Raw genomic sequence first — 22,636 nt, 5'->3', positions numbered from 1 at the left:
AGGAATATTCATGAAAGATGGATTTATAAGAGTAGGTTGTGCAAATTTTGAAGTATTGTTAGGTCAAGTTCAACACAATACACAAAAAATCATATCTTATGTTAAAGAAGCTAATGAAAAGCATATCAAGATTCTTGTTTTCCCAGAGCTTTGTTTAACTGGATATACAATTGAAGATTTATTTTATCAAAAACGTGTTTTAAACGAAGTCAACAAACAAATCACTACTATATGTGAACAGACAAAAGATTTAGATATATTGTTCACTTTTGGTTGTCCAATGGTTTTGAAAAACAAACTTTATAACTGTGCCATAACAGTATGTCATGGAGATATATTAGGTGTTGTTCCTAAAACATATATCCCTACATATCATGAATTTTATGAAGGTCGTCATTTTGCCAGTGCTTTAGACAATGATGAAGTCATTACAATCAATGGTCAGACTTATCCATTTTCTTCACGTTTATTATTTGAATGTCAGAGTCATCCTGAATTAAAAATCGGTATTGAAATCTGTGAAGATTTATGGGCACCTTTACCACCAAGTACCTTACATTGTTTAAATGGTGCAACATTAATTTTAAATCCTTCTGCCAGCAATGATTTGACATCAAAATCAGATTATCGTCGTCTATTGGTCACTTCTCATAGTGCCAGACTCATTTGTGGCTATGCTTATTGTAATGCTGGATTAGGTGAGTCTTCTACTGATGTTGTTTTTAGTAATCATCATTTGATTGCTGAAAATGGAAGTCTTTTAGCTCAATCTCAACAATATAGTGAAGGTATCATCTTTGCTGATATGGATATGGAAAAAATAGTCAGTGAACGTGTGGAAATGACAACTTATGATAATCGTCAGGATCATTATCAGATCATACCTTTTACATTAGTAGATGAAGATATTGAACTGACACGCACATATGATCCACATCCTTTTGTACCAAGCAATAAGGATCAACGTGCAATGCGTTGTCAGGAAGTTTTTGATATTCAAATTCATGGTTTGATTCAAAGATTAAAAGCTGCACATATCAAAAAAGTCGTCATTGGGATTTCAGGTGGTTTAGATTCTACACTTGCATTACTTGTTGCTAATATGGCTTATCAAAAATTAGGATATCCATCTAAGGATATTATTGCAGTGACAATGCCATGTTTTGGAACAACATCTCGTACTAAAAACAATGCTTTAAAAATGATGGAAGAATTAAATGTCACTTCCTTAACAGTGGATATTGGGGATGCTGTTAAGCAGCATTTCAAAGATATTCATCATGATGAAAATGTTCATGATGTCACTTATGAAAACTGTCAGGCGAGAGAAAGAACGCAAGTCTTGATGGATATTGCCAATCAGGAAGGTGGTATTGTCATCGGAACAGGAGATTTATCAGAAGTCGCTTTAGGATGGTCTACTTATAATGGTGATCATATGAGCATGTATGCGGTCAATGTTTCAGTTCCTAAAACATTAGTTCGATATTTAGTAGATTATGTATCTTCATTGTATGAAGGGCAGCCTCTTCATGATACATTACAGGATATCTTGAATACTCCTGTTTCACCAGAATTACTTCCTGCCAAGGATAATGAAATCGTTCAAAAAACAGAGGACATTGTGGGTCCATATGAACTGCATGATTTCTTCTTATATCATCATGCCAGATTCCATTATGAACCAAGAAAACTTTATCGTATTGCCTGTCATACTTTCCAAGATCAGTATGATGCCCCAACAATCAAGAAATGGCTGACAACTTTCTATCGTCGTTTCTTTACACAACAATTTAAACGTTCATGTATTCCAGATGGTCCAAAAGTCGGTAGTGTTGCTTTATCACCTCGCGGAGATTTAAGAATGCCTAGTGACGCTAATGTTGCATTGTGGTTACAAGAATGTGAACAATTATAAACAAAGTGATGGAAACATCACTTTTTATAATGCAAAAAAGGAAGATTTCAATCTATTTTTAAAATCTTCCTCCATCATCATTCACGACGTTTCCAATATTCACCTACAGGAACCTCAGGATGTTCTTGATCCCATGGGGCTTCATGTCTTTCAAAATAACCAATCACTTGCCCATCAACTCTAACAGGCACAAAAAATTCTCTTTCACCTGTTTTTTGATTATAAAGTTCAAACATTTCTTCTTCACCCTGATCAGCCCTCATTAAAAATTCTTCAATCTTGTAACGTGAATTTTCATTATGACACTGAAATAAACTTTGACCAATTTGAACTCTTTGTCCATATCTTTGTTTGGCAGTCTTATTCATATATTGCACAATATGATTTCTATCTACAAAAACAATTTCATAAGCATAGGCATCTAAAATACCTAATAAAACATCCTTTGTCAGTTCCATCATTTAAATCTCCTTATTTTTCTGACTTTCTTTTTTTAAACATAATAGACTCAAAAAACAAAAACATCCTCCTAAAATCATCACCCATTGAATATTGATATCACCAGCCACTCCAAAACTCATATTCATCACAATTCCTACCATATTCATAATCATTGAATAAATTGATAACATAGTGACTCTTAAAGCACCCTCAACACGTTGATTCATAAGCGACTGTGATAAAGGAGAATAAAAAGCTTCTACTAAAGTTAAAATCATAATCCCTGCAATAGAAACATAAGGATGATGACTCAATGCCAATATGATACAGGTGATCATGGAAACAAATACCAATAAAAACATTAATGTCTTTTCACGAATATATTCGACTATTTTTCCTAAACTCGCCCCTAAAAGAGGTATGGCTGTCATAAAAATAAAAATGAGTCCAAAATAGACAACTGGAATATGACTGGCTTTCCATTGCAGCTGACTATAAAACACACTGATTGTATGTGTTGTTTCTAATAATAATGCTGAAGCAATCAAAAAAAGAATATGTCTTTTTTGTTGAAACAATAATGAAAATGCATCTTTGATTCCCATATGGGAACTTCCTTCCATAGGAATATCTTCCAAAAAGAAAGATAATAGAAACGCTATAAGATAAGGAAAGATTGTACATAAAGCAGCTAATTCCATATCATGAATCCATAATGAAAAAGCCATTGATGACATCATCATGCCTGCTACACCACAGGCATGCAGATATCCAAAAACACGTGGATTTTCTATCTTGCCAGTTGACAGATACAAAAATGCACTATCACAGCCAGAAAGTCCTGATACTGTTATTGCTAATAATAATCTTTCTAATAAAAACATCGAAAATCCATAAGCCTGATAGAATACAATCTTTGATAAAAGATAGATTCCATAACAGCTCATCATTGTTTTTTTATATCCTAAACGATCACATAAATATCCCATAGGGATTTCCAAAATAAAAACAAGTATTGAAAACAGGCTTTCAATCAATCCCATTTCAACTAATGTCAATCCATGATTTTGACGATATAAAGTTGCAACAGAACTATAAAAAACCATTCCTTGTAGCCATTCAATCGCAAACAAGAGATAGATATTTCTTTTTTTCATAAATCAAATAGTCCTTTCTCAGTATGATAAAAACATCTACATCAAAATGTAGAAAAATCTAAAATAGAAATTGTTTTTATCAAATTCGAAAAAGCACCATCTCTATCCCTCCATTTTTTTCATTATACAATAATCACAAATGAAAAAACAAGATATCAAAAGTATTTACTTTTTCATTTCCCATCTTTTCATGTATAATAGAAAACGAGGTGAAAAGAATGCAAATCATCAGTGGCTTAAATCAAGATTATAAACGTCATCAAATCATTCAAAAGTATGTTCAAGAAGCTCAAAATCATCCTTTTGAACAATATATTTATATCTGTGATCAACCAGCTTTTATTGAAAACATATTTTTTCAATATACGCATTGTTTGGTCAATATTCAAATTATGAGCTGGAATCAATATTTAAAACAATTACAGCTTCAATATCATTTAACGCAACACCATTTACTTTCTCAAGTAGAATGGGTTTATCACTTAAGAAATATCTTTAATGAAGAAACATTTCATTGTTTTGATATGGAAAATCCATTACCTTTCATCAATGAATTAATTCCACTTATCAAAGATTACGAACTTTACCAAATCAACTACCAAGATATTCACCATACGAAACTTCAAGATTTCTGGCATATTTACCAATCACTTTTATCACGTCTTGATAGTTATACACATTTGACATTAGAAAGTTTATTTCAAAATATCACCTTTCATGAACAAGACCATCTCATCATTGAAGCTGATCATCTTTATCAAAAACAACGTCAAGATATTATTCAACGTTTATCAAAAACATGTGATATCACTTGTCTTTATACTTATCAACATGATGAGCGTTTATTCAATTTACCTTATCATCATTTATGTCAAACAAGTCAAGTCATTGATCAACCGACTTATTTCACACAACATCTTTTTAGTCAAGAACCCGTTTCAACAAAGGAAACACAACACATGTACAGCTTTGTTGCAGGAACACCTTATCAGGAAATTCAACGTGTTGTATATACAATTTATCAAAAGATTGTGGATGAAAATCTTCATTACCAGGATTTTACAATCATTTATCCTAATCAAAATTATCAGGATGATTTATTAACCATTCTTGATGAATTACATATACCTCATTCCTTACCTTATCAACAAGAGCGCTGTTATGAGCGAAGTTATCAACTGATTTTACAACAATTCAAACAATGTCAAGGAGATACTTTCCATGAACTTGCAGTCGAATTACTTGCATTGGAACTTGACAAAGACTATCAGGACTATCTTCAAAAAATAAGCGAACTTGATGGTCAAATATCTCCACAAGAATTCATAGAGTTTTTCCAAATGACATTTCCAAAATCTAAACAGACTTTAGAAAAAAGACAAGATGAAATTCATGTTTATATGATTGGACAAGGTGAAGCGATGCCTTCAACGCATTTATTTATCTTAGGAATGAATGAAACCATCTTACCTCAAAGCATTAAAGATACATCTTTATTATTAGATGAAGATATTGAATTGTTAAGAAAAGAAAATATCTCAACCCCTCTTACAACCAGTGAACAATTAGGTGTTCATGAAAATGATATTTTTAAAATACTGACAACACCATTTTCAACATTAACTGTTTCATTAGCGATGAACTCATTATCCGGAGAAACCTTGCTTCCTTCTTCTTTATACAAACAACTGACTCAAATGTATATCTTCCAAAAACTTCCTCCACTTCAATTTCTACCTTTAGATCAATACTATATAGCCAATGGAAAAGCAACTCATAAAGAAACTTTGAATCAAAACATTGCACATTATTTATCATCACATAATCAACCAGATTCATTAACACCTGAGTTGACACAGTCTTTATATAGTTCATATCTTTCAGTCAGTCAAATTGAAACTTATAATCAATGTCCTTTCCTCTACTTTATTCAATATGGTTTAGGCATTTATCCTATTCAAGATCAAAAATTATTACCGAATGAACTTGGTTCTCTCATTCATTATGTTTTATCTATGAATATAGATCAATCTTATGATATTTCTCAACTTGTTGATCAATATCTTCAAGATCATGAAACACTTTCACAAAAAATAGCTCACTCCCATGTCAATCAATACTTTATTGAACAATTAATTCAAGATCTGCAAATCACTCTAAAAGTACTTAAACAATTCTTAAATACGGGCAATTTCCATGTTCAATATAAAGAGAAAAAAGTCAAAAATACAATTCATGATATCAATTTTAAAGGTATTGTTGATCGTATTGATGTCTATGAAGATTATGTCTCTATTATTGATTATAAATCAAGCGCCAAAAGCATTGATCTCAATCTTGCTATGCAAGGTTTTCATATTCAGATGCTTGTCTATTTAGATATGGTGACAAAAATGATGGATAAAAATCCAGGTGCTGTTTTATATTTCAATACGAAAAAACGTATTTTAAGCGTACAACAAAGTATGCATGAAGCCATTAATGAAGATGACTGGATCAAACAATATCGTTACAATGGTTATATCGTTGATGATGGCAGTCATCAAAGTCTTTTGAATTTAGACCCTACTTTTGATAGACGTTCTGCGTTGATACCAGTCTCTTATGTCAAAAGCAGAGATGAATATAAGGGACAAATTCTTTCTACTGAACAACTTCATATTTTATTTGAAAAGATCAGCGATCATATTTATGAACTTTATCAAAATATGATGGATGGACATATTGATATTGCGCCAAAAGGTAGTGATCAAAAAGCAACACATACATTAGTGAATCCTTGTTTTTATTGTCCATATCATAGTATTTGTGGTTTTGATGTTTTCTATAATGATTATCAGCTTGTTGAATTCTTAGATGTTGAAAAAATATTAGGAGGTGAAGACGATGCCGTTTAATGCTGGACAATTAAAAGCTATCCAACAAAGAGATTCTTCTATTTTAGTCAGTGCTCCTGCGGGAAGTGGAAAAACAAAAATTCTTGTCAGTCGTATTATTGAATTATTAAAAGAAGGATATGAAATTTCAGATTTCCTGGTGGTGACATTTACACAGGCAGCTGGTCATGAGATGAAACAAAGACTGACTGAAGAACTCAATGAACTTGTATCTTCACCTATTGATGAGAAATTAAAAATACATTTACAACGTCAAATTTTTAATCTTCCTCATGCCTATATTACAAACTTTCATGGTTTTTGTAATTTATTATTGATGAAATATGGATATCTTGTTGGTGTTATGCCTGGATTTGAAATCAACAGTGATCCTACCATCATCAAAAAAGAAGTTCTTACAGAATGTTTAGAACAATGGATTCAAGATGAAAATATTCGTGATTTTTTTTCCTTATATTTTCCTGGTTATTCTTTAGATGATTTTCAATCTTTATTATTATCTATTGATAATATTTCTCATTCTATTGATCATTTTTATGATTTTATTGATCAGATGAAAACAAATAACTATGATAGTCTTTCCTCATCTTTAGAAGATTGGCCTTTGTTTCCTTATTTAAAAAATATTTTCTATGATGAAGTCACAATGGCTATGAATAAATTGATTGAACTCCAAATATTCTGTGAACAAAATAATCTCACTGATTTTTATGAAAGACCTGATGAACAGACTGAAAAGAATCAATTATTAAAGGTTCCTTTTGATGCTTATTATGATTATTTAGATGAACGTCTTCAGGCATTATCACATGCTATCACTTATGATACTATGGTTTCTTTAATCAAGGCTCCTGTTGATAAAGCCTATAATATGTCTTGGAAAGAAGTCGATCCACAGATCAAAAAGACTTTTACCAAATTGAAAAGTGATATTTTATCTTCTTATCAAAAATCAGCTGATGCCTATTTAGAAGATCATAGTGAAGATTTGATTCAAAAACTTCAAGTCAGCTATCAGGCTATAGATATGTTGCTTTCTAAAGGTCAACTGTTGGATCAATTCCAACAAGCTTATCAACAAAGAAAAAAAGAGCTTAATCAGTTAGATTTTGCTGATCTGGAAAGTTATACACATCAGTTATTATCATCTGAATATGGTATTGTGGATATTTTGTATCATCGCTTAAAAGAAATCATGATTGATGAGTATCAGGATACCAATCAGATTCAAGAATCACTCATTTCACTAATTTCTAAATATCAAAAACCTTATATTCCTCTATTTATGGTTGGTGATATGAAACAGTCTATCTATCGTTTTAGACAAGCTGATCCTCAAATCTTTCTTGATAAATATAATCATTTTTCATTAACTGATGAAGAATGTTTAAATAGTCAAACAAGAAGAATTGATCTTGTCTTTAATTATCGTTCTTCTAAAATTGTTTTAGACTCTATCAATTTTATTTTTAATCAAATTATGGATACACAAATTGGTGGACTGGAATATTATTTAGATGACAGTGCCCGTTTAAATTATGACTATGATGGCAAAGAAGCAGGACATCAAAAAGAAGCACGTGAACGTTTCTTTCAAGATGATATGCGTCAAACAGAAGTATTGATTGATATCTATAATCCTCAATCTTCTTTAGATAAAGAACAATATGAAGCTCATATGGTTGCACAGAAAATATTACAACTTAAAGAAACGATGCGTTTAGATGGAAAAAGAGTATCTTATAAAGATATGGTTGTTTTAATGCGATCAACAGTTTCCTTTTTAACATTTAAAAAAGTTTTTGATCAATACCACATCCCTAATCATATCGTTTTATCACAAGGATTTTTAAAGGCAAATGAAATTGAAAATATGCTGACATTTTTAAAGGCCCTTGATAATCCTCACAATGATATTGCCTTATTAAGCGTACTCAATCAGCCTTATACATGTTCCTATATTCCTTTAGATCAGATTGCATCATTACGTGCAAACCATAAAGATATATCTCTTTATGAAACATTACAATTATCATCTGATCAACAAATCATCCAATTTTTAGAAGTCTTTGAAGAACTCAGAGCTTTTAGCTGTCAACATTCACCTTATGATTTATTGAAAAAGATCTATGAAGTCACAGACTATCCACTCTTTGTCTGTCAGCTTGTCAATGGTGAACAAAGAAAAGCAAATTTACAGTTGTTATTGGAAGTTGTTAAACAATATCAACAACAATATCCTTATCTTCATGATATCATTGATATGTTTGAACAATCAGCTGATTTAGCACCAGCTATTGTCGCTTCACAAAATGATGATTATGTTGAATTCATGACAATTCATAAATCTAAAGGTTTAGAATTTCCGATTGTTTTTGTCTGTCAGACACACAAACAATTTAATACACAAGACAGTAAAGAACGCTTTATGATTGATAAACAATTAGGTATTGCAGTAAAACCAAGATGTCGTGTTCCAAGTGAACAATATGGAGAAATCACAGTTGAATATGAAAACTGTTATCGTAATATGATTGCCAGACATCAATTAGATGAATCTATCAATGAAGAGATGCGTATTTTATATGTTGCTTTGACTCGTGCTTCTCAAAAGCTCATTTTAACGGGTGTCATCAAAAGCATTGATGAAATCAAAGATATAATGAACAAATTAATCATCAATGAACATCCTGATATTTATCATAAGAAAAATGCTGAACATGTACTACTTTATAATCGTATTCGCAAAACAAACAATTATCTTTCATGGATTTTAGCTGCTATTTTCCGTCATCCTCAAATTATTCAACAATGCTTCAATCATGAGGAATTAAAGCGTTTAGCCAAAAAACTTCAACAATATCATTTTGAAAAATATCTGACTTTTGATTCAACTGAACATGCTATGTTCTCCTTGACACTAACAAATGATCAAGACATTGAAGAAAAAATAATTCAAACATCCAAACAAAATGAAATGACTGATAGTCAAATACAAAAACGATATCAATCATTCCAATACCCTTATGATACAAGCAAACCATTAACTCTAGCAGTGACAAAACTTCCTCATATTCAAGATCAAAGCCACGCTTCAATAACAGACGACAATGAAAGCTTCTCTATGAGTGCCAGTGACAAAGGAACATTAGTTCACTTACTTTTAAGTTATCTGACATTCAAAGAAGATCATATCGAAACATTGATTCAACAACTTTATCAAGAAAAATTAATTGATGATGATGGAAAAGATATACTTGATCAATATCAAGGTAAAATACAAGGATTCATTGATAGCCCTTATTATCAAATGATTCAAAAAGCAGAATATATCTATAAAGAAAAACATTTTGCCTATTATGATGAAACACTCCAACAAACCATTCATGGTATTTTCGACTTAGTATTTATTTATCAAAATCAAATTTATGTCTTAGACTATAAGACTGATCGTGTTTCACAAAATAGTGCTGATGATATTTTAATACAAAAACATCTGATTCAATTAGATTATTATAAAAAAGTCTTGATGGATATGTACCATCAAGATGTCAAAGCTATTGTCTATTATTTACATATCAACCATGGTGTAGAATTTTAAAAATCATAATCAGCCCATAAGGTCATCTCAATGATGACCTTTTCTTTATACTTATTTATATATTCTCACTCTTTAATCAAATAATGCTCTGTGTTTTTTTACACAGAGCATAAAACTATCCATTATTGTTAACAATATTAAAATAGAGCAAAACTGTAGACATCAGCTACAATGCATTTTTTGCTAATGTAGCAATAAATATAAGCTTATATTTAAAAAAATCTGTTGAAAAGGAAAGTATTTTTATATTAAGAATAAAAAGGAACAAAATTTTGCCCCTTTTTATGAATGTTCTTTTAATACCCACATTAATTCCCTACATTTTTTTAAGGATAATTTATTGTTATCTTCTTTATAAAAGAAAGCATCAAAGTTTCCTGAATTGACTTTTGCCAGCTTGCATAATTGATAAGCTGTTATTTTTGTTTTCTCTTTCATATTGATAATACGTCTCCTATAAGTATTTTTCTTTTCTGTTTCATTGCGTCGCATATTTTCACTCATAAAGGAGTGATAATATTTCTGACATTCTTCATCATCGCAGTTTTGTAGATATAACAATATATTATCTTCTGAAACTTGTGAATACATATTGTTTAACATTTCTAAATGATAAGAAAGTTGTGTGTTATTATTAACATCTTTTTCATTAAGATAACACCAGCATAATAATGGAACGAATAATCGAGAATTCTGCGTTTCATATTCTTTAAGTAACTTTTTTAAGCTTAAAGAATGACAATAACTCATTCTTTTTAAACTGTAAGTATTATAAGTTCTTAATGATAATTTCCTCATGTCCATTCACCTCCACAAAATAATTATATCTTGATAAAAACCATTGGTATTGTCTATCATTTAATAAACTATCTTCCATTTCTAAAGCACATATCTTTAATAATGACCAGTTAATACGAGATAATAACTCTTCATTTTTGAGATGCTCCCAATCTTTTCCTCTATCAGCTTGAATTTTAGCTACAACAATATCTTCTAAAGAAAGAATATAATAATCTGCAATAAATGTTTTAAGATTTAATTTTATAATTCTATCCTGATAATTATAGGGAAAGAAGTTTTCTAACCCACCAACTCTTGTATTCATATCATATTTTTCTAATAACTCTTCTGATATATAATTACTTATTTTAATAATATCTATATCTTCTGTTTTCTTTATATGAATATTATTGAAGACAAGAGCAGAACTGCCTGCAATAACAATATCTAAATGCCTGATTTTAAGATTTTTCTCATCAATATAAGCATCTATATCTTCATCTAACTGATATAATCTTTCATATAAATCAGCTTCTTCTAATTTTGGATTATAATATGTCATTTTTATCACCAACTCTATTATATACGAAAATCACAAAACAATAAACAATTTTAAATAAAATTAATATTATTATTTTTATTTAAAAATATCTTAGAAAGTTGACGGAGATTAATGAACTGTGATGAGTCTACATGAAATATAGAAAAGAAACAATGCGCCTGATTAAAAATGATACATCTCATCTTTTTTCTGTATACAAAGAAGAAAAGTAATGTACTGTCTATCACTTTTTTATCTTGCTTAACAAAAAAATTCCTATAATATAAAAAAGAATCAATTCCATATATACTTGATTGATTCTTCTATAAAGATTGTTATTGATACTAAAAATATCTTCTTCTTTTATTTCTAAATGAATACTTATATGTCATTGTATAACGAGGATGATTTTGATAAATCATATAAAGATTTATACACTCTATAGGTATAAGTAAAGCCAATACACGAGTCAAATCAGGCAAAATCATTAAATGCTGATTAAATAGTCCTAATAAGAAAGCAACTACAAAAATACAGATAGTAAGAATCTTACCAAATTTCATAAGCACTGTTCCTTCAGCTTTTTTTAAATTTAAAAATTCTAATCCAATTAATAATCCTATAACAATAGCCACAATAATCTCTTCCATAGCAACACTTTGCATCAAAATAACACCTATAATGATGATATATGGTATAACCATCCCTAAAATTTTATTCATCCTAAGCACCTCATCTTTTCTATCATTATAATTGACATATCTTGTCGTTTCAAGTCTAAGATGTGAAAAGAGTTCTACTTGTCTATCATCTTTTCATTAAAAAAGAAGGAAGTCTTTCCTTCTTTATAATTATAGAATATGAATTTGGAATTCAACGCCTTTTTCACTATTACACACATCATATTGGAAACCATGTAATTCTAAAATAGAACGACATATCGCAAGACCTAATCCAGTTCCTTGACGATCACTTGAAACATAAGTATCCCAAATTGTTTCTTTTTGTTCATGGCTCAAAGGTTTTCCTTCATTTTCAAAACTTAAAATACCTTGATGATACTTAATATAAATATGTCCATTTTGTGATGTATGCTTTATTGCATTACTCATAAAGTTTTGAAAAACAGTTTGAAGTTCTTTGATATCTCCTTGAATATGTGGAAATTCATCTTCCATCACAACATGAATATGTTTCTTTTTTAGAATAGGCGCAAATGTTTCTACAATTGACATTAATAAATCCTCTAAATCAATATCTTCCTTATGTAATTCCACTTTACCAGATTCTAATCTTGATAAATCTAACATTGCCATAATCAATTGATTAATATGTTCTATTTCCTGATGAATGGCACTTAAATATTGTTGTTTCTTAAGATCATCTTTCCCCGCTTCAATTAATTCTATGTAACCATTAATAATACTTAATGGGGTTTTAATTTCATGAGTAAAATTCGCAATAAACTCTTTTCTCATACCTTCTAATTTTTTTACATATTCTATTTCATCATTTAACTGTTGAATTGTTGTTTTTAATTGTTGACTCATCTGATTAATATTATGTGATAATACACCTAATTCATCTTTAGATTTTTCATTGAGATGAATATCAAAATCATTATTCGCAATAGCCAAAGTACATTGATTAATCTTCTTAATACGTCTTGTCAGTATATAAGAAATCAGTAAAGATATTACAATACAGACAATAAAAGATATCACATAAATAATCATTTTAGAATAAATAACCTGTTGTGTAATTCTGCTAATTGCATTAAGCTCATGTGTATAGAAAACAAGATATCCATCTACATCTTGAACATCATATTCTTCATACATATCCATCTCAACTGGTTTGGCATTTTTAGAAATTAATGGTATAGAATGAATAGAATAAAAAGTGCCATCTTTTTCCTCCAAGCTACTTATACCTGATGAAAAGGTTTCACCATGTTGAGGAAACATCGAAGATACACAATCTCTAATAAACGCATCATGTTTTTGATAATTATCTTCATGAGAATCATCATATTCATCTAAATACAATCCCTGGGCAGATAAAAGACAATTCGCACTTTCATACGATTCAAAATGCATTGTGTGAATCTTTTCATTATTTTGTCTATGATCTAAGAAAATCTGGCCATTAATAGATAAATAAGAAAGATCTTCAATCGTCATAGAAACATTGTTACCCACAAGATCATATGTAGGAGAGGCAATATCTATAGTCAAAAAATAATCATCAACATGTTCTCGAAGAATATTTTCCATTTGCTTTTGCATATCCAATGAAATCTGAGACAAATCAAATATTAATATTGTTATATATTCTTCATATTCATTTCTTAATGTTAAATATGTCTTGTTTTGTTCACGCTGATTATACACCATTTCAAAATCTGGATTTAATACAAAAACTGATTCTATTTGATATCCATCTTCAGTTTTTAAAGACTGTGATATTTCTTCATAAAAAGAAGGATTCAACTCATCATATTTTTGACTATAAAGCACAGATAACTGCTCACACATTTCATTGACATTATACATATTATTAATTTTAGAATAGACATGAGATTTTTCTCGATGAAAATCAAGAGTCACATTCAAAACTTGAATCAATACAAAACTCATGAAAACTAATATAAAAATCTTTTTACCTAAAGTCCATCTCAGTATCTTTCTCACTGACGTTCACCACCTTTAACATATATCCTGTTTTGATGACCGTTTGAATATAACAGGCATATTTTCCTAATTTCTTACGTAATTTTTTGATATATGTATCAACTGCTCTTCCATCTCCATAATAATCATATCCCCATATATGATCTAAAATTTGCTGACGTGTCAATAACTGGTTTACATGCATACATAAATATTCTAACAATTCATATTCTTTATGTGCTAATGTGATTTTTTGTTGATCTATAATTAAAATACGATTGATACGATCTAATTGAAGATGGCCAACAGTTAATATATTTTCTTCTTTTTTCTGATCACGTTTAATCATGGCGATAACTTTGGCATGCAGTAATGATAACTGAAAAGGTTTGATGATATAATCATCCGCTCCTAGTTGATATGCCATTAGCTGATTTTCCTCTTGTGATAAAGCACTCATAAAAATAACAGGTTTTCCTGTTTTTAATCTTAATTGTTTACAAACTTCATAACCATCAATACCCGGCATCATAATATCTAGTAATATCAAATCAATTGTTTCATTGATCATACTTAATGCTTCATAACCTTGTGTTGCTTCAATGACTTCAATGCCTTTTAATGAAAAATAATCTTTGATAATCTGACGAATATGAAATTCATCTTCGATGATTAGTACTTTATACATCTTTTTCACCTCAATCTTATCTTAACATACTTTTGTGGAATTGAAGTGGAATCGAAAATATAAATAAGCTCCGAGAAAAAACGTGACATTTTATGACAAATTATGTTAAAATCAAGACGTTTTAATAAATATGAGGAGAGGAAAAATGAATAAAGAAGAAATTGTAACGACCGTAAGTGAAGAAAATATTTATAAGCTTAATGGACGTGTACCATTGAAAAAAGCTATTCCTTTTGGTTTACAACATGTTTTAGCTATGTTTGTTGCAAATCTTGCGCCTGTTATTATTGTTTGTGGAGCAGCTGTTGTCAGAGGTTCTGGTGAGCATTTGACATCGGCTGAAATTACTTCTATTTTACAGTGTGCTATGTTTACTGCTGGTATAGGAACTTGTATGCAACTCTATCCAGTTTGGAAAATCGGTTCTAAATTACCTATTGTCATGGGAGTCAGTTTTACATTCTTAGGAAGTTTATTAGTTATATCAACAAATCCATCTTTAGGTTATGAAGGTATGATTGGCGCTGTTATTCTTGGTGGTATTTTTGAAGGGTTAGTTGGATTAAGTGCAAAATACTGGAAAAGATTTTTAACACCTGTTGTTTCAGCTTGTGTCGTGATTGCGATTGGATTATCACTGCTATCAGTTGGAATGGATTCTTGGGGTGGTGGTTCTGGTGTTGAAGACTTTGGTGCCTGGTACCATCTTCTTGTTGGAACTTTTACGCTTGTTGTATGTTTAATATCACATTATCGTTTAAAAGGTATTTATAAAAATTTAAATATTCTTGTTGGTTTAATTTTTGGATATTTATTATCTGTTATTTTGACAGTCACAGGAATTGCACCAATGGTGGACTTTTCTAATATTGCGGAAACGATTCATCAAATTGGATATTTCAGTATTCCAAAATTAGTATTCTTTACAGAACATATGCCTGTCTTTGATTTAGGAGCTTTCTTTACTATTGCAATTGTCTTTTTAGTTTCAGCTGCTGAAACGACTGGCGCAACAACAGCTGTCTGTAAGGGAGCTTTAAATCGTGATATTCAAATGGAAGAACTTCAAGGTTCATTAGCTGTAGATGGGTTTTCAAGTGCTATTTCTGGATGTTTTGGTTGTCTCCCTTTAACATCTTTTAGTCAAAATGTTGGTTTAGTCACAATGACACAAGTCATCAACCGTTTTACTATTTTCATGGGAGCTTTAATCCTGATACTAGCATCGTTATTTCCACCTCTAGGGGCTTTCTTTCAATCATTACCTCAATCAGTTTTAGGTGGATGTACAGTGATGATGTTTGGTTCTATCATGTATGAAGGTATTAAAATGTTAAAAGATAATACTTTTGATGAACGTACAATGATCATTGTTTCACTTGCCTTTTGTATTGGGGTTGGTGTCACTCAAACTTCAGGAAATTTCTTTACATATTTCCCATCAGTTGTTGGAGAAATCTTTAATGGAAATGCAGTTGCTGGAGTCTTTGTTGTATCATTATTATTAAGTTTAGTTTTACCGGAAAAGAAAAAAGGAAATGAGAATATGTAAAATGCATATTCTTGTTTCCTTTTTATATACTATCAACAATCATACTTTGAATCTGAAAAATAAAACTCTACACCAGATTCAACATTTTGAACACCATAATCATAATGATGAAGTTGTAAAATAGCCTGACATATAGCTAAACCTAAACCACTGCCTTGATGATCATGTGTCACAAAAGTATACCAGATATCTGATAAGTGTTCTTCATCAATATGTGAACCTTCATTGATGATAGAAAATCCGTGATCAATCGTTATATAAATATGTCCTTGTTCTGGAGTATGTTTTAAAGCATTGGATAAAAAATTATGTATGACTGTTTCTAATAGCTTACGATCACCTTGAATCATAGGATGTAGAACTTTGATATCCACTTGAATATGTTTTTTCATCAATAAGACTTCATATTCATCAACAATTTCTGTTACACTATTTTCTAAATCAAATTCTTCTTGATGAAGCTCTACTTTTCCAGCTTCAAGTCTTGAAAGTGACAACATGGATTGAATCAGCTGATTGAGTCTTTCTGTTTCTCGATGAATGATTGATAAATATTTTTCTCTTTCTTCTTGACTTGTTGCTTCTTCAATTAATTCACTATAACCATTAATAATACCTAGGGGTGTTTTCATTTCATGCGTAAACTGATTTACAAAATCTTTTCTCAATCCTTCCAGCTTTTTAACATGTTCAATTTCCTGATTCAACTGTTCCATTGTGTTTTTTAACTGAGAAGACATACTTTGAATACTTTTCGCTAATGAACCAATTTCATCATGAGAACGGATATTGATTTCTTCATCAAATTGATTATTTTTAATTTTTAATGCTACTTTTTCTAATGCTCGAATAGGTCTGCTGATTGTCCATGACACCAATAATGATATACATATGACAATACAAAATGCTCCTAAAAATAATCCCCAATTCTCTTCAAAATACTGTCGAGCCATAAGACTGTCAATATGCGCCTGGTCTTCCACTCCAATAACAACTGCATATAAATCCTGGTCTTGGTCTTCCCAATCTGTGAGTCCTGTCATACCAATATAATAGTAATGTCCATGATAGCTTGTGTAATAGGCCATCATGTACCCATGGTGTTTAAGTTGAAGGACATGTTCAAGATCTTTTTGTTGGCTTAAAAACAATTGAGAATATTGACTTTGAATTGATTTTTCGCCATCTATACAAAACTGAACAACACTTGCTGATTGAATTTGATGCTGTCCTAATTGACCATAACTGTCTTCACCCCATTGAAGATAAATCAATTGTTCATCGTCTAATACATATTTGACTTCAGCTTCACCTGGAATAGAATAATTATAATCAGTTAATTTTTGCATCAGATATGTCTTTAAACTTTGTCTTTGTTGTATAGATAAATCGGCAATAGATATGTAGATTGATGATTCATCATAAATATGAATATAATTATCTAAATAAGGACTTACAGAAAACCATTTGACAACTTTATCATCTTGTTGAATTAAACATTGATAAAGGTTATAGTTTTCACTGATATAATCAATAGAATTCATTTTTTTCATGACTTCATCATATTGAAGATAATGATCATATTCAATACCTAATTGTTGTTGGAGGTTATCAAGATCATCAAAATCAATGATACGTTGAAGAAGATAATGATTTGTAGAGTCAATACGATTTTGAATATTGATTTTGGTAGATACAGCTAAAATCATAATAAAAGCTAACATGATCAAAAGAAAAATCTTAACACTAATCTTTGTTTTCATTTTCTTCACCATCCTTAAATAAATATCCAACCTTAAAAACTGTTTGAATATAATATTGATATTTTCCCAACTTTTTTCTTACTTTCTTGATATATGTATCTACGGCTCTCGCTTCTCCATAGTAATCATATCCCCATATAGCATCTAAAATTTGTTCTCTTTCTAATAAACGATAAGGATTTTTCGTTAAGTATTCTAATAATAAATATTCTTTATGGGTGAATTCTATGTGTTGACTATCAATGTAAACTTGATGATTGGTATAATCAATCTGTAAATGATGAAAAGTTTTGATATTGGATGCTTGTGGATCTTGTCTTTTACAGATAGCTAAGCATTTTGCATACAAAATAGATGGTAAAAATGGTTTAGTTATATAATCATCTCCACCTAACTGATACGCTTGAAGCTGATTATCTTCCTCACTTAAAGCACTTATAAAAATAATAGGGCATTGATATTGATAGCGAATCTGTTGACAAACTTCATAACCATCAATACCAGGCATCATAATATCTAATAAAACAAGCTGAATTTGAGAATGCATAAGTGATAATCCCTGATGTCCATCACAGGCTTCAATAATCTGGATTTCTCGCTTTTCAAAATAAGTTTTAATGATATGCCTGATATCAAAATCATCTTCAATAAGCAATACCTGATACATACTCCCACCTTCTTTACTTTTATCATAAAAAGAACTTGTGTAAAATTTGTGTAAATCTTCTATTCTTATTTTATCATAAAAAGAAAAGACGTTTATATCAAAACGCCTTTATAAAGATAAACCTTTTTCATATGCTTCCTGTAATTTTAAAGGTGGAATATAGGGTTGATGTGATTCATCATGACAACCTCCAACGAGAACAGATCCTAAACTTTTCCAGCCTAGTGCCTTTGTATAAAAAGAATAAAAAGATAAGGCCTGTTCAAAAGTCCAAAAATGATCATCCCCAGCACTCATCAATAAGAATGTTTCTTTATATGGATATTCATCGTTTTGAGAAATCGCATATAAACGATCAATAAAGCACTTTAATCTTCCTGAAATAGACCAGAAATAAAGGGGTGAAGCCAGTACCAATGTATCAGCCCATTCAAACATGGCATAATATTCCTGCATACTATCTTGAATGACACAGTGATGTTGATTGATCTGACAAGCACCACAGCCTTGACATCCCTGTAAATTTTTTGATAGTACAATTCGTTTCACTTCATGCCCAGCCTGAATAGCTCCTTTTTCAAAAGCTCTAGCCAACTGATCCGTATGCCCATTTATATTTCCACTTCCAACAACAATAAGTATTCGACGCATTCTTTTTCCCTCTTTTCCTATTTGTATCATATCACTCCCTCTCCCCTATAACAAATACTTATACTTTATATAGTTATATGCTTACTAAGCATATAGTGTTATAATATAGCTAAAGGAGTGAACGATTATGGAATTACGAGTTTTACAATATTTCCTAGCTATTGCCAGAGAAGAAACAATATCAGGAGCAGCGCAACAATTACATATCACACAACCCACTTTATCTCGTCAAATCAAAGAATTAGAAGATGAACTAGGGAAAACTTTATTTGTAAGAAGTCATAAAAAAATCACATTAACAGAAGAAGGCATGATACTCCGTCAACGTGCTGAAGAAATTGTGAATCTGGTAGATAAAACGGAACTGGAAATAATGTCTACTGATTCTCATTTAAAAGGTGAAATCTATATTGGTTCAGGTGAATCTCATGCTTTAAAAATCATTACTAAAGCTATCAAAAAGATACAGGCCCAATATCCTGATATTCAATTTCATATACATAGTGGTAATGCTCCTGATGTGATAGAAAAATTAGATAATGGTTTGATTGATTTTGCATTATTGACACCCAATTCTAAGATTAATGATTACAATCATATGTTATTGCCACTTTCACATCATTGGGGTGTCCTTATGTTGAAAGATGATCCATTAGCGCAAAAAGAAAGTATTACATTTGAAGATCTTCGAGATAAACCATTGATTGTATCTAAAGAACTACAACAGATATCAGATTTGGTTGAATGGTTACATAACGATATTGAACATCTTCATATTATTTCATCCTATACTTTGTTGTATAATGCTTCATTAATGGTAGAAGATGGACTCGGATACGCTATTTGTTTTGATAAACTTATCAATACAACTGGAGATTCTTCACTTTGTTTTAGACCACTTTCTCCACATATTGAAGTTCCTTATTATTTTATATGGAAAAAATATCAAATTCTCACAAGAGCATCTCAATATTTCTTAAATATTGTTCAAGACACCATTCAAGAATTGAGTCAATAATGACATATAGCTATAAAGAAAAAATATGTGGAGCCAATCAACAGGCTCCACATAATTATTTCCACAACACATCAAAGTACAATTGATTTTGTTTTCCCCAAGTTGCTTCATTATGTCCACCATTTCTCACTATATGTATATAACTTTGAGCCGCGCGGCGGACAATTTCATCATTAAATAACTGAATGTTTTTTAAGAAATATTGAACATTGGAAACTTCACCTGTTCCAAAACTCCAATAAACACGTGTATCTTTATTCAAATCATGATGATTCATTTCTTCTTGTAGTTGATGGATACATAAAGAAAGTGCCGGAGATAAACAGGCTGCTTTAGAAAAGAGTTGATTATAATGGATGACAGTATAAAAAGCCATTAATCCACCCATAGAACTTCCTCCAATACCTGTACACTCTCTAAATGGTATTGTTCGATATTTTTGATCAATCATCGATTTTAATTCATTCACAACCCAATCCATATAGATTTGACCTTTTCCAGTAATAGGACCAAAAAATCCATTTTCAACATCATATGGGCAATATTCATTTAATCTTTCATTTCCTTCATGATTACATTCCATGCCTACAATAATAAATGGCTTATCATAACGATCTAAAAACTCACCTAGTCCCCATGATTTTCCATAAGTTGCATCCTGATCATTAAAAAGATTATGTCCATCATACATATACATAACAGGATATCTTTCATCACTATTATGATAATTTTGAGGTAAATAGATATGCATAGTACGCCACGATTCAAGTGGCTGTATATAAACATTCAATTTTTCTATCATGAATAAACACCTCCTATCATATAGGTTTATTTTAATTTTTTTCCATCTCTATGTCCAATACTTTCCAAGTATGATGAAAAATACTTTTTAACTATACTCAAAAAGCATAACTATCCATTGATTATAGGTATTTGATATATCATTATTCTTTTCATATAATAATGATAGCTAAAGGAGGAATAAAAATGTTAGGAAATTTTGAATTTTGCAATCCAACAAAACTGTATTTTGGAGATGAATCATTAAAATATTTAAATACGGAATTACCAAAATATGGTTCTCGTATTTTACTCATTTATGGTGGTGGTTCTATTAAGAAAAATGGAATTTATGATGAAGTCATCACTATTTTAAAAGACAATAACAAAGACGTTTTTGAAGTTTCAGGAGTTATGCCTAATCCAACTATTGATAAACTTTATGAAGGTGTACAAATAGCCAGAGACAATCAAATTGATTTTATTTTAGCTGTTGGTGGAGGTTCTGTTTGTGACTATGCCAAAGCTGTTTCTGTATCTATCCATTGTGATGAAGATCCTTGGGATAAATATTATTTAAGAATGGAAGAACCAACATGTCAAATCGTTCTTGTCGGTTGTGTTTTAACTATGGTTGGTACTGGTTCAGAAATGAATGGTGGTGCTGTTATTACAAATCCAAAACAGAAATTAAAGATTGGTCATGTTTTCGGTGACAATGTGATGCCTAAATTTTCTATTTTGAATCCAAAATATACTTTAACTTTACCACATTATCAGATGGTTGCTGGTTTCTATGATATTATGAATCATATCTGTGAACAGTATTTCTCTGGTGATGATGATAATACAAGTGATTATATCAGTGAAGGTCTAATGAAATCATTGATTCATTCTAGTCGTATTGCGATTAAAGATCCTCAAAACTATGAAGCAAGAAGCAACATCATGTGGATTGCCACTTGGGCATTAAATACATTAGTTGCGAAAGGGAAATCTACTGACTGGATGGTGCATATGTTAGGTCAAGCTGTTGGAGCTTATACAGACGCCACTCATGGTATGACATTAGCTGCCGTTTCATTACCATATTATCGTCATATTATGCCTTATGGATTAGATAAATTTGTGAGATTTGCGACAAATGTATGGAATGTCAATCCAGAAGGAAAATCAAAAGAAGACATTGCGAAAGCTGGACTTGATGCAATGGAAGAATGGATGAAAGAATTAGGACTTGTGATGAATATCACTGATTTAGGTGTTACTGAAGATATGTTAGAAGGTCTTGCAAGATCAACAATTGTTCTTGAAGGTGGTTATAAAGTTCTTAATCATGATGAAATCATTCAAATCTTTAAAGAAAGTATGTAAAAACATGAGAAAAATCTCATGTTTCAGGCTGTTGACAAAGTGGTAGAATTTTTTATTAAATCTACCACTTCTTTTTATTTTTTATGCAAATTGATAAATTTGTACTATTTTCCTTATATGTCTTTCTTTTTTGTTC

17 protein-coding genes are annotated in these 22,636 nt (G+C 30.5%); 6 read left to right on the top strand and 11 right to left on the bottom strand.

The features are described from left to right. Nucleotides 1–10: 10 nt before the first annotated feature. On the top strand, nucleotides 11–1,918 hold the full coding sequence (locus tag B5E48_RS02000) for an NAD(+) synthase (RefSeq protein WP_087303915.1): 1,908 nt from the start codon (nucleotides 11–13) through the stop codon (nucleotides 1,916–1,918). Between the two features lie 77 nt (nucleotides 1,919–1,995). Here the strand turns inward: B5E48_RS02000 and B5E48_RS01995 are convergent, their stop codons facing one another. Further along, nucleotides 1,996–2,376 carry a PAS domain-containing protein gene (locus B5E48_RS01995; protein ID WP_087303960.1) on the bottom strand — a complete coding sequence of 127 codons (381 nt, stop codon included), beginning with the start codon at nucleotides 2,374–2,376 and terminating at the stop codon, nucleotides 1,996–1,998. A 3-nt stretch (nucleotides 2,377–2,379) separates the two neighbouring features. After that, a complete protein-coding gene (locus B5E48_RS01990; protein ID WP_087303914.1) occupies nucleotides 2,380–3,516 on the bottom strand; it encodes an MFS transporter in 1,137 nt (378 codons plus the stop codon). A gap of 218 nt (nucleotides 3,517–3,734) precedes the next feature. Between B5E48_RS01990 and B5E48_RS01985 the strand changes: the two genes are divergently transcribed. Further along, nucleotides 3,735–6,413 carry a PD-(D/E)XK nuclease family protein gene (locus B5E48_RS01985; protein WP_087303913.1) on the top strand — a complete coding sequence of 893 codons (2,679 nt, stop codon included), beginning with the start codon at nucleotides 3,735–3,737 and terminating at the stop codon, nucleotides 6,411–6,413. Then, nucleotides 6,403–10,014 (top strand): UvrD-helicase domain-containing protein, encoded by a 3,612-nt coding sequence (locus tag B5E48_RS01980; protein ID WP_087303912.1) that lies wholly within the window; start codon nucleotides 6,403–6,405, stop codon nucleotides 10,012–10,014. Before B5E48_RS01985 ends, B5E48_RS01980 begins: the two co-directional genes overlap by 11 nt. A 282-nt stretch (nucleotides 10,015–10,296) precedes the next feature. Here B5E48_RS01980 and B5E48_RS01975 read toward each other — a convergent pair whose 3' ends face one another. The 5 genes from B5E48_RS01975 to B5E48_RS01955 all read right to left on the bottom strand — a co-directional run bounded on the left by B5E48_RS01975 (nucleotide 10,297) and on the right by B5E48_RS01955 (nucleotide 14,695). Beyond that, nucleotides 10,297–10,812, bottom strand: coding sequence for a hypothetical protein (locus B5E48_RS01975; RefSeq protein WP_087303911.1), 516 nt, complete (start codon nucleotides 10,810–10,812; stop codon nucleotides 10,297–10,299). Continuing rightward, complete coding sequence (locus B5E48_RS01970) at nucleotides 10,784–11,356, bottom strand: DUF6036 family nucleotidyltransferase (RefSeq protein WP_087303910.1); 573 nt, start codon at nucleotides 11,354–11,356, stop codon at nucleotides 10,784–10,786. The genes B5E48_RS01975 and B5E48_RS01970 overlap by 29 nt, the downstream gene beginning before the upstream one ends. Nucleotides 11,357–11,679: 323 nt before the next feature. Then, on the bottom strand, nucleotides 11,680–12,057 hold the full coding sequence (locus B5E48_RS01965) for a hypothetical protein (protein ID WP_087303909.1): 378 nt from the start codon (nucleotides 12,055–12,057) through the stop codon (nucleotides 11,680–11,682). A 129-nt stretch (nucleotides 12,058–12,186) separates the two neighbouring features. Next, nucleotides 12,187–14,028: a HAMP domain-containing sensor histidine kinase gene (locus B5E48_RS01960; protein ID WP_087303908.1), complete on the bottom strand. Its 1,842-nt coding sequence runs from the start codon at nucleotides 14,026–14,028 to the stop codon at nucleotides 12,187–12,189. Then, nucleotides 13,997–14,695, bottom strand: coding sequence for a response regulator transcription factor (locus B5E48_RS01955; RefSeq protein WP_087303907.1), 699 nt, complete (start codon nucleotides 14,693–14,695; stop codon nucleotides 13,997–13,999). The genes B5E48_RS01960 and B5E48_RS01955 overlap by 32 nt, the downstream gene beginning before the upstream one ends. 145 nt (nucleotides 14,696–14,840) lie before the next feature. On the opposite strand from B5E48_RS01955, the gene B5E48_RS01950 reads away from it, so the two are divergent. Beyond that, a complete protein-coding gene (locus B5E48_RS01950) occupies nucleotides 14,841–16,247 on the top strand; it encodes a uracil-xanthine permease family protein (protein WP_087303906.1) in 1,407 nt (468 codons plus the stop codon). Nucleotides 16,248–16,279: 32 nt separating this feature from the next. On the opposite strand, the gene B5E48_RS01945 is transcribed toward B5E48_RS01950, so the two are convergent. The 3 genes from B5E48_RS01945 to B5E48_RS01935 form a co-directional block, all read right to left on the bottom strand. After that, on the bottom strand, nucleotides 16,280–18,010 hold the full coding sequence (locus tag B5E48_RS01945) for a HAMP domain-containing sensor histidine kinase (protein WP_158097247.1): 1,731 nt from the start codon (nucleotides 18,008–18,010) through the stop codon (nucleotides 16,280–16,282). Continuing rightward, nucleotides 17,994–18,677, bottom strand: a complete 684-nt coding sequence (locus B5E48_RS01940; protein WP_087303904.1) for a response regulator transcription factor — start codon at nucleotides 18,675–18,677, stop codon at nucleotides 17,994–17,996. Before B5E48_RS01940 ends, B5E48_RS01945 begins: the two co-directional genes overlap by 17 nt. A 108-nt stretch (nucleotides 18,678–18,785) precedes the next feature. Beyond that, nucleotides 18,786–19,358 (bottom strand): flavodoxin family protein, encoded by a 573-nt coding sequence (locus B5E48_RS01935; protein ID WP_087303903.1) that lies wholly within the window; start codon nucleotides 19,356–19,358, stop codon nucleotides 18,786–18,788. 97 nt (nucleotides 19,359–19,455) lie between these two features. Between B5E48_RS01935 and B5E48_RS01930 the strand changes: the two genes are divergently transcribed. Further along, on the top strand, nucleotides 19,456–20,346 hold the full coding sequence (locus tag B5E48_RS01930; RefSeq protein ID WP_087303902.1) for a LysR family transcriptional regulator: 891 nt from the start codon (nucleotides 19,456–19,458) through the stop codon (nucleotides 20,344–20,346). A gap of 55 nt (nucleotides 20,347–20,401) precedes the next feature. Here B5E48_RS01930 and B5E48_RS01925 read toward each other — a convergent pair whose 3' ends face one another. Continuing rightward, complete coding sequence (locus B5E48_RS01925; RefSeq protein WP_087303901.1) at nucleotides 20,402–21,148, bottom strand: alpha/beta hydrolase; 747 nt, start codon at nucleotides 21,146–21,148, stop codon at nucleotides 20,402–20,404. A 185-nt stretch (nucleotides 21,149–21,333) separates the two neighbouring features. On the opposite strand from B5E48_RS01925, the gene B5E48_RS01920 reads away from it, so the two are divergent. Continuing rightward, on the top strand, nucleotides 21,334–22,500 hold the full coding sequence (locus tag B5E48_RS01920; protein WP_087303900.1) for an iron-containing alcohol dehydrogenase: 1,167 nt from the start codon (nucleotides 21,334–21,336) through the stop codon (nucleotides 22,498–22,500). The last annotated feature ends 136 nt before the right edge of the window (nucleotides 22,501–22,636 follow it).

Source organism: Massilimicrobiota sp. An105, from assembly GCF_002161155.1.
Taxonomy (GTDB): domain Bacteria; phylum Bacillota_I; class Bacilli_A; order Erysipelotrichales; family Coprobacillaceae; genus Allocoprobacillus; species Allocoprobacillus merdigallinarum.
The sequence above is the reverse complement of the archived record's forward strand: the minus strand, read 5'-3'. Positions and strand labels throughout refer to the sequence as shown.